Source organism: Bacillus sp. S4 (assembly GCF_040838205.1).
Classification (GTDB): Bacteria; Bacillota; Bacilli; order Bacillales; family Bacillaceae_G; genus Bacillus_A; species Bacillus_A cereus_U.
On sequence record NZ_JBFPJI010000475.1, the window covers coordinates 1 to 1,828 of the forward strand.

Below are 1,828 nucleotides of genomic sequence, written 5' to 3' on the forward strand. Positions count from 1 at the left end.
CTATACAATCATCTGTTCCTTTTTATTACTTTTTAAAAATACCAAATGGTTTTCCAACTGGTAATACAACTTTTTCGAAGTGTGTATTTAACACAGCTGCTGCTGAACCATAGAAAGATAATAATGAAATACATAGTTCAGAATACGCTGCTAAATTATGCATTGCGTGCGGCATAACACCTAAAGTACTTAATGAAAGACCGATAAATAAGAAATCAATAAGGACGAAAATCATAAATAATACTTTATGTGTTTCCATTGCACCAATTGTCATAAAGATCGTGAAAATCAAGTATCCGATAAAGGCTACCCCAAGCTGTTTTGAATCTGCAGTTTGGGCTAATTTTTCGCCAAATACTCCAAGTTGAATTAACCAAGTCATTCCAACACCTAACCAAAATAGGCCGTACGCACCAAATGCTGTTGTGCCGAACGTATTGTTATGCTTTGCATCGTGAATGCATGCAAAGATTTGTGCAAATCCTCCTAAAAAGATTGCCCATGGTAATACAAGTGAAACGCCATCTGTTAAGCCTAACTTTTGAGATGATGCTACAAGTGTTACCATCGCTAATCCAAATAGACCAATTCCAGATGGATCTGCTGTTGTCATTTTCACATGATGTGTAGTAGTTTGATTGCTCATATAAACCTCCTGATTATAAACATACTCGAATACAATACTTAAATCAGAAGGCTATGTCAATGGTTTTTTTTGTATGTTGTCAGACCTTATTTCCTATAATAATCGAATACACTTTGGGCCACATCATACGGTTTTATATTTACATTTGGCAACTCATTTATCGGCATCCATAAAGGAATATAACTCCCTCTATCTTTCAACTCGAACTCCTCGCCTTTACCACTTCCGAAAACTCCACCTATAATATGGGCATTATAATAATACTCCGTACCTTTATACTTCACCTTTGCAATCAGATGCTCCACTTGTATATGTACCCCTAATTCTTCATAAATCTCTCGCTTCGTTGCTTCTTCAGGTGTTTCTCCTTCTTCAATTCCCCCGCCTGGAAAAACAAAATACATCTCACCTTCTCGAACACGTTTTATAAGAGCGATTTTACCGTCCTGTACAATAATAGCTGCACCGCGATTTCTTCTCACTTTATTACCTCAACACCAATCGCAACTGTTCCCCATTCTTTTTCTTGTTCTTTCGTATAGATTTTGTATGTACTTTCTAACATTTCCTCTAAGCTAACATTTTCACGGTCAAATAATTTTTTATCAATTTGTTCGTACATTTCCTTAAAACTCTCGTATCGCTTTACCTCTGTTACCTTTACAATAATTGTTTCTGCCGTCATAAGGTTGGTAAATACAATTTCATCACCATGTTTTATTTGTTGACGCTTTTTATCATACAATCTAACTTCAAATACTTTTTTACCCGAATAAATAGATTGAAAAGGCTCATTATATAGTCCCATTTTATGTCTCATATTTTCCACTCCCTTCCATCCATTTTAGCATGAAGTAGTTACGATTCTACTTGTATATTTTTGTTTCATACAAGTATATTCATCTTCCTTCCCCTTGCATATACTGTTCCATATGCAATTGTGGCCGGTAACCTTGCAAAACCAATCCGCTATCGTTTCCCGCAAGAAATTATTAAAAAACTAGAAAACCTGCCTTGGTGGGACTCAGAACTTCTATTATAAAAAAGGTACCATACAACAAAATCAATGATTTTGTTAATCCGCCCGAAAAAATCCACATAAACACTAAACAGAAAAAGAGCATCCTATTCTGAAGTGACCCCTAAAAGTTAGACACGGTTATTTCATTAGGCTACTTGATC

The 1,828-nt window shown here is 35.5% G+C and carries 3 protein-coding genes; all 3 read right to left on the reverse strand.

Features of this window, described 5'->3' with window-relative positions:
- Window positions 1-25 precede the first annotated feature (25 nt).
- The 3 genes from AB3X48_RS21765 to AB3X48_RS21775 all read right to left on the reverse strand — a co-directional run bounded on the left by AB3X48_RS21765 (window position 26) and on the right by AB3X48_RS21775 (window position 1,466).
- Window positions 26-646, reverse strand: coding sequence for an acetate uptake transporter (locus AB3X48_RS21765; RefSeq protein ID WP_002111076.1), 621 nt, complete (start codon window positions 644-646; stop codon window positions 26-28).
- Window positions 647-732: 86 nt separating this feature from the next.
- Entirely contained in the window at window positions 733-1,128 is a 396-nt protein-coding gene (locus AB3X48_RS21770) for an NUDIX hydrolase (RefSeq protein WP_002160965.1), read from the reverse strand.
- Window positions 1,125-1,466 carry an ASCH domain-containing protein gene (locus AB3X48_RS21775; RefSeq protein WP_016105802.1) on the reverse strand — a complete coding sequence of 114 codons (342 nt, stop codon included), beginning with the start codon at window positions 1,464-1,466 and terminating at the stop codon, window positions 1,125-1,127. The genes AB3X48_RS21770 and AB3X48_RS21775 overlap by 4 nt, the downstream gene beginning before the upstream one ends.
- Window positions 1,467-1,828: the final 362 nt, after the last annotated feature.

Excerpts from the sequence above, each read along its gene's own strand:
- AB3X48_RS21765 (WP_002111076.1), bottom strand. The coding sequence starts at position 646 with ATGAGCAATCAAACTACTACACATCATGTGAAAATGACAACAGCAGAT.
- AB3X48_RS21775 (WP_016105802.1), bottom strand. The coding sequence starts at position 1,466 with ATGAGACATAAAATGGGACTATATAATGAGCCTTTTCAATCTATTTAT.